Annotated in this window: 20 protein-coding genes and 1 pseudogene (1 of these 21 running past the window's edge); all 21 read right to left on the minus strand. The window is 52.9% G+C overall.

Going from position 1 to position 17,681, the window contains the following annotated elements; genetic code table 11:
• A partial coding sequence (locus tag H5U36_01210; GenBank protein ID MBC7216802.1) for an aminotransferase class III-fold pyridoxal phosphate-dependent enzyme occupies positions 1 to 657 on the minus strand: 657 nt, incomplete at its 3' end.
• Position 658: 1 nt separating this feature from the next.
• Positions 659 to 1,456 (minus strand): acetylglutamate kinase, encoded by a 798-nt coding sequence (argB, locus tag H5U36_01215; GenBank protein MBC7216803.1) that lies wholly within the window; start codon positions 1,454 to 1,456, stop codon positions 659 to 661.
• A gap of 15 nt (positions 1,457 to 1,471) precedes the next feature.
• Entirely contained in the window at positions 1,472 to 2,677 is a 1,206-nt protein-coding gene (argJ, locus tag H5U36_01220) for a bifunctional glutamate N-acetyltransferase/amino-acid acetyltransferase ArgJ (protein ID MBC7216804.1), read from the minus strand.
• A 14-nt stretch (positions 2,678 to 2,691) separates the two neighbouring features.
• Entirely contained in the window at positions 2,692 to 3,723 is a 1,032-nt protein-coding gene (locus tag H5U36_01225; protein MBC7216805.1) for an N-acetyl-gamma-glutamyl-phosphate reductase, read from the minus strand.
• Between the two features lie 18 nt (positions 3,724 to 3,741).
• Positions 3,742 to 4,638, minus strand: coding sequence for a 4-hydroxy-tetrahydrodipicolinate synthase (gene dapA / locus H5U36_01230; protein ID MBC7216806.1), 897 nt, complete (start codon positions 4,636 to 4,638; stop codon positions 3,742 to 3,744).
• Between the two features lie 12 nt (positions 4,639 to 4,650).
• On the minus strand, positions 4,651 to 5,877 hold the full coding sequence (gene dapG, locus H5U36_01235) for an aspartate kinase (protein MBC7216807.1): 1,227 nt from the start codon (positions 5,875 to 5,877) through the stop codon (positions 4,651 to 4,653).
• 4 nt (positions 5,878 to 5,881) lie between these two features.
• Positions 5,882 to 7,045 (minus strand): LL-diaminopimelate aminotransferase, encoded by a 1,164-nt coding sequence (locus H5U36_01240; GenBank protein MBC7216808.1) that lies wholly within the window; start codon positions 7,043 to 7,045, stop codon positions 5,882 to 5,884.
• Positions 7,024 to 7,884: a diaminopimelate epimerase gene (locus tag H5U36_01245; protein MBC7216809.1), complete on the minus strand. Its 861-nt coding sequence runs from the start codon at positions 7,882 to 7,884 to the stop codon at positions 7,024 to 7,026. Before H5U36_01245 ends, H5U36_01240 begins: the two co-directional genes overlap by 22 nt.
• A gap of 13 nt (positions 7,885 to 7,897) precedes the next feature.
• Complete coding sequence (locus tag H5U36_01250; GenBank protein ID MBC7216810.1) at positions 7,898 to 8,686, minus strand: 4-hydroxy-tetrahydrodipicolinate reductase; 789 nt, start codon at positions 8,684 to 8,686, stop codon at positions 7,898 to 7,900.
• Positions 8,683 to 10,008, minus strand: coding sequence for a diaminopimelate decarboxylase (gene lysA, locus H5U36_01255; GenBank protein MBC7216811.1), 1,326 nt, complete (start codon positions 10,006 to 10,008; stop codon positions 8,683 to 8,685). Before lysA ends, H5U36_01250 begins: the two co-directional genes overlap by 4 nt.
• Before the next feature lie 60 nt (positions 10,009 to 10,068).
• Entirely contained in the window at positions 10,069 to 10,926 is an 858-nt protein-coding gene (locus H5U36_01260; GenBank protein MBC7216812.1) for a PAC2 family protein, read from the minus strand.
• 16 nt (positions 10,927 to 10,942) lie between these two features.
• Positions 10,943 to 12,280, minus strand: a complete 1,338-nt coding sequence (gene dnaB / locus H5U36_01265; protein ID MBC7216813.1) for a replicative DNA helicase — start codon at positions 12,278 to 12,280, stop codon at positions 10,943 to 10,945.
• Positions 12,270 to 12,737 (minus strand): 50S ribosomal protein L9, encoded by a 468-nt coding sequence (locus H5U36_01270; protein ID MBC7216814.1) that lies wholly within the window; start codon positions 12,735 to 12,737, stop codon positions 12,270 to 12,272. Before H5U36_01270 ends, dnaB begins: the two co-directional genes overlap by 11 nt.
• A 16-nt stretch (positions 12,738 to 12,753) precedes the next feature.
• The gene (locus H5U36_01275; protein MBC7216815.1) at positions 12,754 to 13,659 is read right to left on the minus strand and encodes a YybS family protein; all 906 of its coding nucleotides are present in this window, start codon (positions 13,657 to 13,659) and stop codon (positions 12,754 to 12,756) included.
• Between the two features lie 2 nt (positions 13,660 to 13,661).
• Positions 13,662 to 13,913, minus strand: a complete 252-nt coding sequence (locus H5U36_01280; protein ID MBC7216816.1) for a 30S ribosomal protein S18 — start codon at positions 13,911 to 13,913, stop codon at positions 13,662 to 13,664.
• Between the two features lie 15 nt (positions 13,914 to 13,928).
• Positions 13,929 to 14,297 (minus strand): single-stranded DNA-binding protein, encoded by a 369-nt coding sequence (locus H5U36_01285; GenBank protein MBC7216817.1) that lies wholly within the window; start codon positions 14,295 to 14,297, stop codon positions 13,929 to 13,931.
• Entirely contained in the window at positions 14,275 to 14,619 is a 345-nt protein-coding gene (locus tag H5U36_01290; protein MBC7216818.1) for a 30S ribosomal protein S6, read from the minus strand. Before H5U36_01290 ends, H5U36_01285 begins: the two co-directional genes overlap by 23 nt.
• Positions 14,620 to 14,678: 59 nt before the next feature.
• Positions 14,679 to 15,935 (minus strand): adenosylhomocysteinase, encoded by a 1,257-nt coding sequence (locus H5U36_01295; GenBank protein ID MBC7216819.1) that lies wholly within the window; start codon positions 15,933 to 15,935, stop codon positions 14,679 to 14,681.
• Positions 15,936 to 15,952: 17 nt separating this feature from the next.
• Positions 15,953 to 17,146, minus strand: coding sequence for a methionine adenosyltransferase (locus H5U36_01300; protein ID MBC7216820.1), 1,194 nt, complete (start codon positions 17,144 to 17,146; stop codon positions 15,953 to 15,955).
• A 60-nt stretch (positions 17,147 to 17,206) separates the two neighbouring features.
• Positions 17,207 to 17,581 carry a ribosome silencing factor gene (rsfS, locus tag H5U36_01305; protein ID MBC7216821.1) on the minus strand — a complete coding sequence of 125 codons (375 nt, stop codon included), beginning with the start codon at positions 17,579 to 17,581 and terminating at the stop codon, positions 17,207 to 17,209.
• A pseudogene (locus tag H5U36_01310) lies at positions 17,538 to 17,681 on the minus strand (LCP family protein) (it continues 796 nt past the right edge of the window). Before H5U36_01310 ends, rsfS begins: the two are co-directional and overlap by 44 nt.

Consider the following 17,681-nt stretch of genomic DNA (forward strand, 5'->3'; position numbering starts at 1 on the left):
TTCGTCGAAGATGAGGAGAATATCCTCTTCGTCGCAGAGCTTTCGAAGCTCAACGAGGAACTCAGGAGTACAGGGATAGACTCCCCCCTCTCCCTGCACCGGCTCCACAATCACAGCACAAACCTCGGGAGAGAGGAGCTTCCGAACACTTTCGATGTCATTGAGGTGCCCAAAGAAAATCCCCGGCGGAAAGGGGTCGAGATCTCTGTGGAACTTCTCCTGTCCGGTAAGCCCAAGGGTCAGGAGAGTCCTCCCATGGAACGAGCGGTGAAAAGCAATGTAAGCATATCTTTTCCCGTGTTTCCTCCTCCCGTAGAACCTCGCCATTTTCAAGGCTACCTCGTTTGCCTCAGCGCCACTGTTGACGAAGAAGACCTTCGAGAACCCTGAAAGCTTGACGAGCCTTTCAGCAAGCTCTATCTGGGGAACATTGTAAAAGAGGTTTGAGGTATGAATCACCCGCTCTGTTTCGGAACGAATGGCTTCCTTAAGCGGCTCGTAGCCGTATCCCAAGAGATTCACTGAAATACCACTCAGGAGATCAAGGTAGGCGTTTCCTTCGGCATCGAAGAGATACACACCCTTCCCACCCACGAACACTGCAGGCATTCTCTGATACGTCCCAAGGAAGTACTGTGCCTCCTTTTCAATAACCATTTCAGAGAAGGATCCTTGTGCCACGGATTCGCCCTCCCTCGCAGAGTACCGGAAGGTGGCTGACCTCGCTTCCTTCACTTATGAACACCTCGCGCACCTTGCCACGGAGAATCTGGAAAAGAATCTGGAGCTTTGGCACCATTCCTCCCTGAATTTTACCCTCTGCAACAAGGCGCTCCATTTCCTCCAGGGTGAGCGTTTCGCAGACCGAGTCCCGGTTACTCGGGTCCTTGAGAACTCCAGGGACGTCGGAGAAAAGAACAAGGTAGTCAGCCTGAAGGGCGCAGGCAACGTGAGCTGCAACCCAGTCAGCATTCACATTAAGGGCGTGCCACTCGGCATCTCCGCAGACTGGAGAAACCACGGGAACAAATCCCTGTTCCCATAGCGCAAAAATGATTCGTGCATTCACCTCTTCTACTTCTCCGACCTGCCCGAGATCGATTTCCTGTCCATTCTTTCTCACCACATGCCGCTTTCCTCGGAGAAAGAAGGCATCTCTTCCACTGATACCACAGGCAGGGACGCCATGGCGCAAAAAAGTTCCCACCAGCATCTTGTTCAAGAGACCACTCAGAACCATTTCGATGACTTCCATTTCCTCTTTCGGGGTTACCCGTAGTCCGTCCACAAATTGTGGCACTTTGCCGAGTTTTTGGAGCATTTCCGTAAGCTGTGGTCCTCCCCCATGGACTACGACAACCCTTGCACCTCTTTGAGTAAGCTCCCGTACCGCCTGGGGTAACGCCGTTGCATCCTGAGACAGGAGCTTCCCGCTGACCTTTACAACGAATCTCATCCTGTCATCTCCCTATCAACTGTAGTGGCTATTAATGCGCACGTATTCAAGCGAGAGATCGCATGTCCACACTTCAAAAGAAGAATGTCCAAGCCCGAGATCGATTTGAATTGTAATCTCTTTCCCCCTCATGGCCTCTTTCAGCATCTCTCGCGAGGTCCCCTGAGCCCGTACTCCATTCTGCACACAGGGAACGCCGTTGAGTGAAACACTCACTCTCTCAGGGTCCAAGGGAACACCGCTTCGCCCGAGTGCGGCCATGATTCGACCCCAGTTTGGATCCTCCCCAAAAAGCGCCGTCTTCACAAGAGGCGACTCGGCAACTGTAAAGGCACAGCGTTTTGCTTCTTCAGTACTTCGAGCCCCCTCTACTCTCACGGTCACAAACTTTGTTGCACCTTCACCATCCCGAACGAGGTCCTTTGCGAGTTCTTCACACACAAAAAAGAGCGCCTCACGGAATATTTCTATCGAACGCTCCTCTTTGAGAGTCACTCCACTTGAGCCATTTGCAAGAAGAAGCACCATATCGTTTGTGCTTGTGTCTCCATCCACGGTGACACAGTGAAAACTCCTGTCCACGGCTTCACGGAGTACTCTCTCAAGATCCTCACGGCGAATAAGAGCATCAGTGATGAGGAAAGAGAGCATGGTGGCCAGATTCGGCCGAATCATGCCGGCTCCTTTTGCGATACCTGCAAGGTGGACAGTGCGCCCCTCAAGGGAAAGTGCCACTGCCCTCTCCTTTGGGAAGGTGTCAGTTGTCATGATCGCCTTTGCAGTTTCTCGGCTTGATTTCTGCCTTGGAAGAAGAGAGGCAAGCTGCCGCAAGCCCCGATCAATCTTCTCAAGAGGCAGAAATTCCCCAATGACCCCAGTAGAGGCCACTGCAACGAGGGACCGATCCTGTAGACCAAAGTAGCAGGCTGCCCTCTCGGCTACCCATTCCGCGTCTTCCTCTCCCCTTTTCCCGGTGCACGCATTAGCCACGCCGCTATTAACCACAACAAGCTGCAAGAGACCGTTCTTTTCAAGATGCCTCTTTGTCACAAGGACTGGGGCCGCTTTCACCTCGTTGCGGGTAAACATCCCTGCTGCCACCGCAGGGACCTCAGAGAGAATAGCCGCGAGGTCATTCTTCTCTCTCTTTATCCCACAGTGAACACCGAAAGAGGAAAAACCTGAAACTACATCCAATCCTCCCTCAAGAACAGAAAACACTACTTTGAACCTCCTTACGGGTAGAGGACTCCTGCTGGAAGACCAGTTTTCTCGTCAATACCAAACATGATGTTCAAGTTCTGCACCGCCTGTCCGGATGCTCCTTTGGTGAGATTGTCAATAGCCGAAAAGATGACAAAGGCATGAGAACCAACCTTCCGCAAACCTATATCTATGAAGTTCGAACCCACCACCCACTTGAGTTCTGGTAAGTATCCTTTTGGGAGTACCCGGACCCATGGCTCCTTTGAAAAAGCTTCCTCCCAGAGGGCGAGGAGTTCCTCCTCTTCTGCGTCCCTCCTGAGCGTCACATAGATGGTGCTCAGGATACCCCTTTTGAGGGGAAGAAGGTGGGGAACAAAGACAAGCTGGTAATTCTCTCCCCCGAGAATGGAGAGTTGTTCCGCAATTTCCGGGCTGTGGCGATGCACCCCCACGTTGTACGCCTTGAAATTCTCATCCACCTCACAGAAATGCAAATCGTCGCTTGCTTTCTTCCCTGCTCCCGAGACTCCTGACTTACTGTCCACGATAATTGGGGAATCAAGAAGTCCCTGACGGAGCAGGGGAAAGAGGGGAATGATAACGGAAGTGGGATAGCATCCTGGATTAGCCACAAGGCGTGCTTTCCGGATGCGCTCCCGGTAGATTTCTGGAATTCCGTAAACAGCCTCCGAAAGGAGATCCGGAGCCCTGTGGGGAATCCTGTACCAGGTTTCATACGTTACGGGGCTTTGGAATCGAAAATCGGCGCTGAGATCTATGACTCTGGTTTTCTCAAGGAGCCTTGGAACATGTTCCATCGCCACTCCGTGGGGAAGAGCCACAAAAACTGCATCCACTTCCTCCACTCGCTCGAGAACCTCTTGACCAGAAATCTCAAGTTCTCTCCTTTTGTTCCATGCTGGGCAATACTCCTTGAGGGGCTTCCCCGCAAAGCGTTCACTGTGAATCCATCGAACTTCGACTCCAGGATGCTCAGACAGGATTCGTAAAAGTTCAAGACCTGTGTACCCTGTAGCCCCAAGAATTCCAACCCTTACCACGGGAGTTCACTCCCCCGGTCACGCGTATGCGGGGATGAGGTCGAGTTGGCGCATTGCTTCAATGAGTTTCTCCTCCTTCTCCCGCTCGAGAGGACAAAGTGGAGGTCGAGCTTCTCCCACTTCAAAGCCAAGGAGCTGGAGAGCCCGTTTCACGGGAATGGGATTTGTAGAAATGAATAGAGCCCGAAAGAGGGGGTACAGACGTAGGTGGATGGAACGGGCCTCTTCGACCTCCCCTCTCTCGAAGGCAAGAATCATGCGCTTGATGTCCTGCCCCACAAGATGAGAGGCCACGCTGACAACCCCAACCCCCCCGAGGGCAAGAATAATAAGGGTCATGTTATCGTCACCGCTGTACAGGGCGAAATCCTTGGGAAGGAGCAACGCAAGACGCGAGATCTGATCGGGATTTCCTGAAGCCTCCTTCAGGGCAACAATGTTCTTGAGCTCTGCAAGGCGTGCCACGGTCTCAGGTTCAATATTCACCCCGGTGCGAGAGGGAATGTTGTAGAGCATAATAGGGAGGCTCACCGATTCGGCAATAGCCTGGAAATGCTGGTAGAGACCGTGCTGCGGTGGGCGATTGTAGTACGGTGCGACCGCAAGAATACCATGGACTCCGAGTTTCTCAGCTTCCCTTGAGAGACGCACCGATTCTCTCGTATTGTACGTGCACGTTCCTGCGATGACCTTTGCTACATCTCCAATTTCCTCAAGGGCAATGTCGAAGAGACGGAGCTTCTCTTCTTCCGAAAGAGTTGGAGCTTCTCCAGTTGTTCCAGCTACAACCACTCCATCGGAGCCATTCTCCACAAGAAACCTCAAAAGTCGCCGAAAGACGGTCTCGTTAATCTCCCCGTGTTCGTCAAAAGGCGTAACCACCGCCGTCACAACGCGACCAAAACACGTTCCCATGCTTTCCCCCCTCTAACAGATTTCGTCAAGTTGAAACTTCCGATGGAGCACCTGTATGGCCCTCTCCATATCCTTCTCGCTCACCAGACAGGAAATCGTCACATGGGAATCGCTCGTTTGAAGGATCTCGATTTCGGCTTCCTTCAAGGCCTCCACGACTTGTGCCATGACTCCAGGGCGGTCGGCCATTCCGGAGCCCACAAGGGAGACCTTGGCACATGGAGACTGCACCTCAAAGGAGAATCCTTCCTGAGAAAGGATGGATTTCACTTTCTCCCCGACTCTCTCCTCCACAACGAAAGCCGCACGCTCTGGAAAGAGGTTGATGAGGTCGATGCTTATTCCGCAAGAAGCAAGGGTCTGGAACATTTGGAGCTTTCGCTCAGGGTTTTTTCCAAAGTCTACCCGAAACTGGGTCAATCCCTTGCGGTACGCAATACTGTACACCGGTCTTTCATGAGAGAGAACCCGCAGCCCTTCGCGAATAAGGGTCTGAATATCGCAGATGAGGGTTCCCTTGCCCTCATCGTTTAAGCTTCGCACTCGAATGGGAATCCGGTATTCTCGAGCAACATCCATGGCCTTGTGATGAATGACCTTTGCTCCCTGTTGCACAATTTCTGCCGCCTCCGTATAGGTGAGTCCCCTGAGGATCTGGGCCTCGGGAACAATGCGCGGATCCGCAGTCATGACGCCTTCAACGTCGGTAAAAATGTCCACGTAATCTGCCTGAAGGGCAACACCAAGAACCACAGCCGTGGTGTCACTTCCTCCTCGACCAAGGGTTGTAACCTCTCCGTCCTCAGTCACTCCCTGGAAACCTGCAACGACTACCACGTACCCCTCTTCGAGGTGCTTTCGGATTCGCTCTGGCTCAACCCTGAGAACCGTAGCATCTCCAAAAACCCGATTCGTGATTATTCCCGCCTGTCCCCCCGTGAGAGCAACGGCTCGGAGACCAACCCGACGGAGGGCTTGCACCATGATGACCGAGGAGATGATTTCCCCACAGGAAAGGAGAAGATCAAGATTGCGAGCGTCAACCTCGGGAAACTCCTCCTGAGCAAGGGCAATAAGGGTATCAGTTGCATAGGGAGCTCCCTTTCTCCCCATAGCGGAGACCACCACTACCGGTGAGAAACCCTCCTCCCAGGCTTCCTTGACCTTCGCTGCCGCTTTTTCCCGAAGCTCTCTTGTGTGGACCGAAGTACCACCAAACTTCTGGACAACGATGCGCATGTTCTCACCTGCCTAAGGCGTGCTTTACTCGCTCCATGGCTTCTTGCAATCTCTCCGAGGGAGTGGTCAGAGAAATGCGGACAAACCCCTCACCGTACTTCCCGAACCCCACGCCCGGAGTGACCACAACCTGTGCCCTATCGAGCATGTACTCTGCAAAACTCATCGAAGTAAAACCTGAGGGGACAGGAATCCAGACGTAAAAGGTTGCTTTTGGGTAGGGGAGGTCAAACCCCAAACTCCTGAACGTCTCGACAACGAGATTGCGCCGTTCCGTGTAAACCGGAAGAATGCTCTGGAGGGCTTCCTCCACCCTATTCAAGGCTTCCACTCCTGCCCACTGAATGGCATTAAAGATGCCAGAGTCAATATTCGTCTTTACCCTTCCCAGAGCCTCGATGAGTCTCTCATTTCCCACGGCAAAACCAATTCTCCAGCCCGTCATGTTGCACATCTTTGAGAGAGAGTGGAACTCAATGGCCACATCCTTTGCTCCTTCGACCTCGAGAATCGAGGGAGCCCTGTACCCATCGAAGCTAATCTCCGAATACGCCAGGTCATGGGCGATGATGAAGCCAAACCGATGCGCTAAGCAGACCACTTCCTGGAAGAATTCAAGGGTCGCCGTACGGGAAGTAGGGTTATTCGGGTAGTTCAGGAACACAAGCTTCACCCGTTCAAGGAGACTCTCGGGTAAAGAGGAAAAGTCCGGAAGAAATTCATTTTGAGGAAGGAGAGGAAGGGGCAGAGGAACGCCTCCTGCGAGCATGGTCCCGATTTTGTACACCGGATACCCCGGGTCACTGGCAAGGACAAGGTCGCCTGGATCCACCACACACCAGGGGAAATGGGCAATCCCCTCCTTTGAGCCAATGAGGGCAACGACTTCCCTTTCAGGGTCAAGGCTAACCCCGAAGCGCCTCTTGTACCATGAGGCTGCTGCTTCTCGAAAAGCTCCAAGGCCCCGGTACGAAGGGTACCGATGATTCTCAGAGTTTTGGACTTCTTGGCACATCCGTTCCACGATGAATCCTGGAGTCGGAAGATCGGGATCGCCAATGCCAAGGTCAATGATATCTTTCCCCTCTTCTCTTGCCTTCGCAATTTTCCGCTCGATCTCTGCAAAAAGATACGGAGGGAGATTCTTTATCCTCTGGGCGACATCCATGCTTTCACTACCTCCTCCGAGAGCACACACGTGCATACTTCTTCTGCTGGTCCTTCAAGGTACATGTGGTTATCACTCTCCTTCCAGACCACGCGGAGTTCTCCTCCTGGGAGTTGGACACGGACCTCTCGCCTGAGGATTCCTTGTGCCACCCCTGCCGCCACCGCAGCACAGGCTCCCGTGCCACAAGCAAGAGTGGCACCTGCTCCCCGCTCCCAGACTGCAACAACGATGTTTTCCGGGTCCACCACCCTAACGAACTCTACGTTCGTCCGGCGAGGGAAAAGAGGATGATGCTCGATGAGCGGTCCATAGTGCTTCCAATCCTCAGGAAGCTCGAAAATCACTGCGTGCGGATTCCCCATGGATACTCCCGTAACGGTGAACTTTCGATCTTCTACTTCGAGAGGAACAGAGAGTGCCGCTTCGCCCTCCAAGTTCATAGGGATTGCAGAGGGGAGAAAGGATGGCTCTCCCATGTCGACAACTACTCGCGTCACACGCCCCCGGTCAAGAAGGAGCATTGGAACGATGATGCCTGCTTTCGTTTCTACCCGAAAAGTCTCCTTAGCAACCATGCCTCGCTCAAAGGCAAACTTTGCAAGGCAGCGGATGCCGTTGCCACACATTTCCGCTTCGCTTCCGTCGGCATTCCAGATACGCATCTTCACATCAGCAACCTCAGACGGCAGAACTTCAATGACCCCATCGGCACCAATTCCAAAATGGCGGTCGCAGAGTTTTTGCACGAGAGGTGGGGAAAGAACAAGGGAATCGAGCATTTCCGGTGTGCAGAGAAGGAAGTCGTTCCCCAGACCGTGCATTTTCACAAAGCGCATGGCAAGCTCTCCCCTACTCTAAGCCCAGAACACTCTCAAGACCATAGTAGAATTTCGGCTCCGCACAAACCTTCCGAAGCGCCATGAGCACTCCTGGCATGAAAGAGGATCGGCTCAGAGAATCGTGACGAATGGTGAGAATCTGGCCTTCCCCACCGAATATAACCTCTTGATGCGCCACAAAGCCAGGGAGCCGCACGCTGTGCACTCGAACTCCCTGGTACAGTCCTCCCCGGCACCCCGGAACGAGTTCCTGACCACCCGGAAGAGAGGTGTTCTCAAGACCCATGTTCTCAATAGTTTTGAGGGCTGTCCCCGAGGGAGCGTCCTTCTTCTGAGGATGATGGTACTCGATGACCTCAACCGTGGTAAAGAATCGCGCCGCAATGCGTGCAAAGTGCATCATGAGGACCGCCCCCAGGGCAAAATTGGGAGCGATAACGCATCCAAGGTTTTTCCTTTCAACCTCACGGCGCATGGCTTCAATTTCATCCCGGTTGAGTCCCGTTGTTCCTATAACCATGGCCACTCGGTACTCCACAAAGAGCGGAAAGTTCTTTCGGAGGGCCTCCGCATGGGTGAAATCACAGACAACCTGAGGCGAGGTTCGTTCCAACACCTCTTTGAGGTTCTCCTCCACAGGAACACCAAGAGGAGCGATACCCGCAAGAACTCCCGCATCTTTCCCCACCTCGCAAACATCGCAAGCCCCAACAAGCTCGAGATCCTCTTCCTGCGCTACAGCTCGAACAACCTCTCTTCCCATCTTCCCTGCTGCGCCGACGACACATACCCGAATCACCTTTTCTCACCCTCCCCGCAAGGGACGAGATCCCTCCGCAAAAGGTCGCTAAGGCTTTCAGGACGAACCACAAGACGTGCTACCCCTTTCCGCACGAAGACCACCCCGGGGCGCGGGATGAGGTTGTAGTTCGAGGCCATCGAGTAGTTGTACGCACCGGTTCCCTCGATGACGAGAATATCCCCTCTCTGGATTCTTGGAAGTTCGATTTCAGGGATGAGAACATCTCCTGATTCGCAGCACTTTCCCGCAATAGCAACCCTTTCCTTTGGCGTACCCTCCACCCTGTTGCCTACTATGGCCTGGTACCGGGCCCCGTACAGCACGGGGCGGGGATTGTCCACCATACCCCCGTCTACGGCGACGTACTTCTTCACCCCCGGGATTTCCTTGATGAACCCCACCCGGTAGAGAGTACTCCCCGCAGTGTTCACGATGGATCGTCCCGGCTCAACAAAAAGGAGAGGAAGGGGATAGGAGAGGGAAGCACACTTCTCCCGGACTTTTTCGCAAAGAGCCGTAACATAGGAATGGATGGAGGGGAAAGACCCTTTTTCTTCATCGAGATAGGGAACTCCAAGTCCTCCCCCCAGATCAAGCTCATCAAGAACGACACCGTGTTTTTCCCGAAGGGAAGCCATGAAGTCGAGGAGAACATCAACTGCCTTCAGAAAGGGTTCGAGTGTCCGTATTTGAGACCCAATGTGGCAGTGGATTCCCCGCACATCAAGATAGGGAGAGGAAAGAGCAAGGGTTATGGCTTTTTCTGCAATACCATCAGAGATGGGGAAACCGAATTTGCTGTCTATCTTTCCCGTTGCGATATAGGCGTGGGTGTGAGGGTCAATTCCTGGAGTGATGCGGAAAAGGACCGGGATTCTCCCGCGAGCGTATCTTTTTCCCTCCTCGAGAAGGCACTCAAGTTCCTCAAAGCTATCAACAACCCACCGCCCCACTCCTCCCTGGAACGCAAGAGAACGCTCGGCATCGGTTTTATTGTTCCCGTGGAAGATTACCCGGTCTTCTGGAAATCCACTCTCTCGAGCGACAAAGTACTCCCCTCCTGATACCACATCAAGCCAGAGACCTTCCTCCGCCACAAGAGAACACATGGCAGCACAGAGAAACGCCTTACCTGCGTAAGCAACGTGAAAACGAGGATAACTCGCCGAAAAAGCCTCTTTGTACTCCCGCACGGCACTTCGAATTTCATCCTCATCAAACACGTACAGGGGGGTCCCGAACTGCTCGGCAAGGTCAACCACATCGCAGGAACCAATTTCAAGGTGATTCCGCTCGTTCACACGTTTCTGGCCCAGCATCCCGTTCCTCCGAAAGCTTTTTGGTTTTATTAACACAAGGAATAGCCTCTGTCAACAAGTTCAGAGTTTATCGATACCGTGGCGCCGCAGCCACTCCCGGAAGCTTTCCTCGTCCCCCAGGATCTCCTGGTCGTAGTTTTCCTCGAGCTTCCGAATTTGCTCTGCAAGGTCTGGGCGCTCAGCAACGAGTTTGTCAATGTTCCGTTCAAATTCATCACAGAGTTTGTCGAGGTCATCGAGAGGAAGAGAGAGATTGAGGAGGGGCAAAAGAACCCGGAGAGCAGCACGGATTCCCTTTGGATTTGTGGCCTGAACGTACATGGGAATCTCGACCACTATGTTCACCATCTCGATTCCCTTCGCTTTTGCCGTAACAGTCATGAGAGTTGTTATGCTCGCTGGGCCCTCGTAAGTGCTGAAGCGTATCCCCTGGGGGAGTGCTTTCTTGAGCCTTTCTTCCGACACAGAACAGTACACCCGAGGTTCCCGAGTGTGAGGCGTAAGGCCGCTGACACTTCCCACAAAGAAAATTCGCCGTACCCCGAATTCCCGAACAAGGAGGAAGATGTTGTCCACGTATTCACGCCACCGGATATTCGGCTCTTTTCCAAAAAAGAGAATCAGATTGTAGTCATCGGCACAGAAGAAATGGTTCTGCGGATACCGGAACTCCATAACCACTCCGTCCCGAATAAGGGTGTACGGCCGAAACTGGGCGACTTCCTCCATACTCCCTGGGAGATTGAAAATGTAGAAATCGTATGGCTCAATTTGAGCCAACATCTGAGCCTGCAACTTATCTCGAAGGTAGACCACCGTACCTACGGAGACGCTTCCACCATCCATCCATCCGGTGAAACCAATAACAAGAGTGGGATTCTGAATCGCAGGCCGTCGGTAAATGACAAGCTGGTTCATCTCTCATCCCATCCTCTCAATACGGCTCCGGTACCCGACGAGCAAGGTTCTCAAAACGGGCAAAATCCTTCTGGAAAAGGAGTTCTACCGTTCCTACCGGTCCGTTGCGCTGTTTCGCCACGATGATTTCTGCAATGTTCTTCTTTGAGGTATTCGGATTGTAGTAGTCTTCCCGGTAAATGAGGATGACAAGGTCCGCATCTTGCTCAATGGCACCGCTTTCCCGGAGATCAGAAAGCTGAGGACGTTTAGGACTCCGCTGTTCTACTGCTCGGCTCAGCTGGGAAACCGCGATAACGGGAACATTGAGCTCCCGAGCCATTGCCTTGAGAGAACGGGAAATTTCCGAGATTTCCTGCTGCCGATTCTCCGAGCGACCGTATCCTTTCATGAGTTGCAGGTAGTCGATGACCACAAGCCCGAGGTTTTTTTCCGCCTTGAGACGGCGAGCCTTGGCTCGAAGCTCAAGCACCGAGATGCTCGGAGTATCATCGATGAAGATCGGTGCTTCCGCAAGTTTCCCTGCTGCCTGAGCAAGTTGTGGCCAGTCTTTCTCCGTGAGGAAGCCCTTTCGTACTCTCCCGGCATCGATACGAGCTTCACTGCAGAGCATGCGCTGGGCAATTTGATCTTTCGACATTTCAAGGCTGAAAATGGCCACGGGAATCTTCTTTTCCACCCCAACATACTGGGCGACGTTGAGGCAGAAGCTCGTTTTTCCCATGCCAGGACGAGCTGCCACCACTATGAAGTCAGAAGGCTGGAATCCCGCAGTAAGCACATCAAGGTCCACAAACCCAGAAGGAACACCAGTTACATGCTCGTCACGATGGTAGAGTTCGGTAATGCGATCGAAGGCCTCGTTAACGACTTCCTTGAGGGGGACAAAGTCAGAACGAATCCGCTTCTGAGAAAGTTGCAGGATGAGGTTTTGAGCCTGGTCAAGGAGTTCATTGGCCTCGAGTTTCGCCTCGTAGCTTTCTCTTATAATGCGAGTACAGACTTGAATGAGGGAGCGAACGAGCGATTTCTCCTCCACAATGCGGGCATAGTACTCAATGTTTGCCGCCGTAGGCACAACGTTCACAAGTTGGGCCAGATACTCCATGCCTCCTACACTCTCAAGTTTTCCCTTTTGCCTGAGTTTTTCCGCAAGTGTCACCAGGTCGCAGACTTTATCCTCCTCAAAGAGCTCAACCATGCTCTCAAAGATGACCCGATGCGCCTCATAGTAGAAATCCTCAGGACGAAGAATCTCGAGAGCCCTGAGGAGAGCTTCTCGATCAAGGAGCATGGACCCTAAGGTTGCTTGCTCTGCCTCCGCGCTGTGGGGAGGGATACGGTCAACGCCCAGGGTGCCCCACCTCTTCAGGGAGAATCCTCACGGTCAACGTAGCCACTACACCACGCCCAAGGTTTACTCTAACCTTGTGTTCTCCCAGGTCCTTAATGGGTTCTTCGAGATCGATGTACTTTCGATCGAATTCTCTCTGCAATTCCTGGGAAATACGATCGGCAATTTCCTTTGAGGTCAGAGATCCGTAGAGCTTTCCAGTCTCGCCCGCTTTTTTGAAGAATTCAAGAACCATGCCGTCAAGGCGTTTCTGGAGCGCCTTCGCCTCTGCGAGTTCTTTTTCCTCTGCTTTGGCTTTTTTGCGACGAATTGCCTCAAGCTGAGAGAGGTTTGCCGGAGTTGCCTCAATAGCCAATTTCTGCGGGAAGAGATAGTTTCGGGCATATCCCCGTCGTACTTCGACCACATCGCCCTCTTTCCCCAAATTCTCAACATCTCGAAGGAGAATAACCTTCATGAGTGGTACACCCCCTCTATTGCTTCGTACCCAACCTGCGAAAATCGAAGAACACATCAAATACACCCAACCAGCTCAGGAGGGAAGAAAGCAACGGCTGGAACATCAAAAAAGCAAGAATGCCCACCCGCACCGCCTTAGAGCGAATATACCTCCCCAGAAAGTAGTATACCAGAGAGAGGCCCTGGAAGAGAAAGAGAAGCTGTGTCACAATCTGGAGGTTAATCCCAATCTTCCCGAGAACCGAGGGACCTCCAAAGAGGACGAATACCCACCCAAGGACAAAAACCCAAAAGACAGACCTTGGAAGTCGCCACTCAGAGAAAGGAGGAATTTCGGGAAAGGAAAGGCCGAGTCTTTTCCCAATCCAGCGACCAAGGAGAAAATTGCACCCGGTGTCAAAGAGTGAGGCCACAAGAAGAAGTGCAGGCATGATAAGCTGCACGAGTTCTAAAAGTCCCTCGGTTCCAGGGAGATTTTGAGGAATCCATGGAGTCCGCTTCAAAGTCTCCTCAAGGAGACGGATGTTCTCCACAAGGGGATTCTTCCCTGCGACAATCAAGGCAATTCCTACGAGGGCAAGCTTTGAAAGGAGAGAAACCCCTGTATTTAGGATAAGGATTTCCGGAAGTGCGTACCTCCTCCTTACGGTAACACCCATGGCAATGCCAAGGAGGGAAAACCCCACAAGGCACGTTACAGCCTGCATGAGCCCAGCAAGGGTGAAAACAAGAGCACTGGCCACAAAAGAGGCCAAAATCCCAACCCGGGCACCCCACCGAATGACGAGGAACATGACCGGCAAGGGACAGAGGAAACTCACGAAGACCCCTAAGATGGGAATGTATATCGAGGCGAGGTAGAGAATAACCGTGAGGGCTGCGAGGAAAGCGCCCTCAACGGTTGGCCGGATACTCCTCATAATTACTCAATAATGTACGGTAAGAGCGCCATTTCCCTGGCCCTCTTGATGGCCTGCGCAAGCCTCCTCTGGTGTTTTGCGCAATTCCCACTGATACGGCGAGGGATGATTTTACCCCGCTCGCTCAGGAATTTCTGCAAGGTCTCGACATCTTTGTAGTCGATGTGAGCCTTGCCCAGACAGAAGATGCACACCTTCTTCTTTTTACGAAAGAACCTCTTTCGCACAACGCGTTCTTCTCTCTCGACAGCCACGCTTCCATCCTCCTCTCAGAAGAGCTCAAAGTGTTTCTCCTCAATCACCGGGGCACAGTCTGTAAGACGCTTCACTTCCTGAGCCACAATTTCGTAAGTTTTTCTTTTCTGACCGCTCTGGTCCTCGAAGGCTCGTACCTGTATTCTCCCCTCAACAAGGACCCAGTCTCCTCGCTTAAGGTTCTCCCCGCAAAAGAGTGCGAGATCCCTCCACGCCACAATTTGAAGGTAATCGAAGTACTCCCGGTTGTCCTCGCCACTTATCCCCCTTGAGACTGCCAGGGAAAAGGTCGTCACCGGAGTGCCGTTTGGGACGTAACGGACAACCGGGCTTTGGGTAAGAAAACCAACGAGAAAGACCTTATTCAGGCTGGGTCGGTGCATCGCTCACTTCAACTGAAGTGGGCTTTTCAAGACGTTTCTTTTCCTCCTTCACCAGAATGTGGCGAAGGATATCCTCGGTGTACCGGGCAACGCGGGACACCTCGGCCACACTCCTTGGGGAAATACTGAAGCGGAGGAATACGTAGTATCCTTCTTTTTGCTTCTCGATAGGATACGCGAGTTTTCGCTTTCCCCAAAAGTCTACGTTGTGGACCGTTCCACCCTGACCCACTATGGTACTTTTGAGCTTCTCCACCACTCCCTGTACGGCTTCCTCATTCAGGGTTGGCCGGATAACCACACCAAGTTCGTACTCCTGCACAGTTTCACCTCCCTACGGGCTTTCGGCCCCATCCCGGAGGATGGAGCAGGGATCTCTACTTATGTTCCCTCCTGCCAGGAGCTCAGGTACTCCTTCTGGCGAGGGGTCATTTCCTCGATTCGCACACCAAGAGTGGCGAGCTTGAGACGGGCAATTTCCTCGTCAATTTCCTGAGGAACTCTGTAAACTCTCCTTTCAAGTTTCGTGGCGTTCTGCACGAGGTACGCCACAGAGAGCGCCTGGTTGGCGAAGCTCATATCCATCACTGATGGTGGATGGCCCTCAGCACAGGCCAAATTCACAAGCCGCCCCTCTCCAAGGAGGTAGAGCCTCTTCCCGTTTTCCAGGGTGTACTCCTCGACAAGAGGTCGAACCGTTCTCTTTGCCACACTCAGCGCCTCAAGAGCAGGAATATCGATTTCCACATTAAAGTGGCCAGCGTTTGCAAGGATTGCTCCGTCCCGCATGAGAAGGAAGTGTTCCTCCCGAATGACTGCTACGTTGCCGGTTGCAGTGACAAAAATATCTCCCCACAGCGCTGCTTCCGTCATGGACATGACTTCGTTCCCATCCATGAGGGCCTCAAGTGCCCGCACAGGGTGCACCTCTACAACGGCAACCCTTGCTCCCATACCCCTTGCCCGAAGGGCAATGCCACGGCCACACCACCCATACCCCACCACAACGAAGCGCTTTCCAGCAAGGAGAACGTGGGTAGCTCTCAGGATACCCTCAATGGTACTCTGTCCGGTCCCGTAACGGTTGTCGAACATGTGTTTTGTGTCGGCATCGTTGACCGCAATGATTGGGTAGGCAAGGTTCCCGCTTTCTGCCAAACTCCGCAGCCGGATGACCCCTGTGGTGGTCTCCTCGGTCCCCCCAAGGATTCCAGAAAGGACCTCTCTTCCCTTCCGATGGGCTGTGGATGTGAGATCCGCTCCGTCATCCACAGTAATATGAGGCCGTGCTTCAAGAACCCTCTCAATATGCGCATAGTACGTATCCCGATCTTCCCCACGGAGGGCAAAAACACTGATACCGAAATCTCGCACCAGTGAGGCAGCGACATCATCCTGGGTGCTCAAAGGGTTCGACGCACAAAGGAAAACGTGTGCTCCACCCTCTCTAAGCGTGATGACGAGAGCCGCAGTCTCGGCAGTAACATGAAGGCAGGCCCCAACACGGATCCCTTGCAGGGGACGGGTATGTAACCAGCGTGACGCAATTTCCGAAAGAACCGGCATTTCCCTCTGAGCCCATTCTATCTTCTGTCTGCCAGAGGGAGCAAGGTCAAGATCCCGTACGTGGTATTCCATCGCCACTCCTCTCTTTCTCAAAGACCCGCCAGCTTCCGAAGAACTTCTGCTTTATCCGTTTTTTCCCAGCTGAAATCCGGATCGTTCCTGCCAAAATGGCCGTACACGGCGGTCTTCTTGTAGATGGGTCTACGAAGCTTGAGATCCCTGATAATTGCTCCGGGTCGCAGGTCGAAAACCTCCTTGACAACTTCAAGAATCTTCTCATCAGGAATCTTCCCGGTTCCGAAAGTATTGACAGCCATTGAAACTGGTCGGGCAACGCCGATGGCATACGCTACCTGGAACTCGCAGCGATCCGCAAGCCCCGCTGCAACGATGTTTTTCGCTACGTAACGAGCTGCATAGCTCCCAGAACGATCGACCTTTGTAGGGTCTTTCCCCGAAAAGCATCCCCCACCATGCCTTCCTACCCCACCGTAGGTATCCACGATGATTTTCCGCCCGGTGAGTCCTGTATCCCCTTGAGGACCACCGATAACAAACCTTCCCGTTGGGTTCACAAGGACCCTTGTACGTTCATCTAAGAATTCAGGCGGAATAACGGGACGAATCACGTGTTCAATAATGTCGTCCCGGAGCACCTCAAGGGAAACATCAGGGTGGTGCTGTGCAGAGACAATAATAGTGTCGATGCGGATAGGTCTATCATCCTCGTAATCAACGGTCACTTGCGTTTTCCCGTCAGGACGAAGATAGGGGAGAACTCCTTTCTTGCGGACTTCTGCAAGGCGCAGGGCAAGAGCATGAGCCATGGCTATGGGAAAGGGCATAAGTTCCGGAGTCTCGTTGCAGGCGTATCCGTACATCATTCCCTGGTCACCAGCTCCAAGAGAGAGCTCCTCATCCTCCACCTCTTCGCCCATCTTTACCTCCAAGGAGCGGTTAACGCCAAGGGCAATGTCCGGTGACTGCTCGTCAATGGCGGTGAGCACTGCGCAGGTCTCAAAGTCAAAACCATACTTTGCCCGGGTGTACCCAATATCCCGGATGGTGTTCCGAGCAATACGGGGAATATCTACGTACGTTGTGGTAGTCATCTGCCCGGCTATGAGCACAAGGCCTGTTGCAACCAGCGTTTCCACAGCCACACGCCCGTAGGGATCCTCGGCAAGGACTGCATCAAGAATAGCATCCGAAATCTGATCGGCAATCTTATCGGGATGACCTTCGGTGACCGATTCAGAAGTGATCTGGTACCTCCGTGCCATTACGCTACCTCCCTTCCTGACAAAATCAAGGAGTTAAAGTAGCATACCCATGAGGGAAAGTCAATCAATCCCATCAAGAAGATTGAGGCCATTCCGCTCGGAGTACAGAACCCGGGCCCTCTGCCAGAGCTTTTCAAGGTTATAGAACTCTCTTTCCTCCTGCCGGAACACATGGACTATAACATCCCCGTAATCGAGGAGAATCCACTCCCCCGTATCCTCACCCTCCACATGGAAAGGGTGAAGGCCCATGTTTCCAAGTTGCTCGAGAATTTCCTCGGCAACAGCCTTCGTCTGTATTGGTGATGAACCACTGCACAGAACCCAGTAGTCGGAAAACGGAAAAAGACCCCGCAGATCAAGAACGACTATGTCGAAGGCTTTCTTCTTCTCAATGGCCTCCTTGATTCTCCGAATCACTTCCCGTACCTGCACTTTCCCTTCTCCCCTCGGCGAAAAACTCCTGAATTTTTTCTTGAGCCACTTCAAGCTGGGGCTCCCAGAAACTCAATCCGTTCAAGTACACGGGTTCCCC

The sequence above is a fragment of the Candidatus Caldatribacterium sp. genome (genome assembly GCA_014359405.1).
Classification (GTDB): Bacteria; Atribacterota; Atribacteria; order Atribacterales; family Caldatribacteriaceae; genus Caldatribacterium; species Caldatribacterium oleiphilum.